Here is a 555-nt window from a genome sequence, read left to right on the forward strand (position 1 = left end):
GCGGACAGGCCGTAGCGGGTCGCGTTGGCCGCCTGGATCGCAGCGTCGAAGGTCGGGACGCGGATCACCGACAGGAAGGGGGCGAACATCTCCTCGTCGGGTACGTCGATCCCGGTCACGTCGATGACGGCCGGCTTGACGAAGGCGCCGGGCAAGTTGGCGACGGGACCCGAGGCGCGGATGACCTTGGCTCCGGCGTCGATCCGTTCCTGCAGCGCTTTCAACGCCGCTTCGGCGGCCCGGGCTGAGATCAGCGGTCCGGCGTAGGGTTCGGGATCGCTGTCCCACGGGCCGAAGACCAGACGGTCAGACAGGGCGGCGATGGCTTCGATGATGGCGTCGCCCTGAGGCCCTTCCGGCACGATCAGGCGACGGGCGCACGAACAGCGCTGGCCGGTGGTGATGAAGGCGGACTGCACCGCGATGCCTGCGACGGCCTGAGCGTCGGCGGCGTCCCAGACGACCAGCGGATTGTTGCCGCCCAGCTCCAGCGTCAGGATGACGTGCGGATCGTCGGCGTGCTTGCGTCGGAAATGCGCGCCCGCCGCGCCCGAA

The 555-nt window shown here is 69.7% G+C and carries 1 protein-coding gene; it reads right to left on the reverse strand.

Features of this window, described 5'->3' with window-relative positions:
- Positions 1–555 (reverse strand): aldehyde dehydrogenase family protein (locus ER13_RS17450; RefSeq protein ID WP_035311483.1); only part of this gene is annotated, 555 nt, incomplete at both ends.

Source organism: Brevundimonas sp. EAKA (assembly GCF_000698025.1).
Classification (GTDB): Bacteria; Pseudomonadota; Alphaproteobacteria; order Caulobacterales; family Caulobacteraceae; genus Brevundimonas; species Brevundimonas mediterranea_A.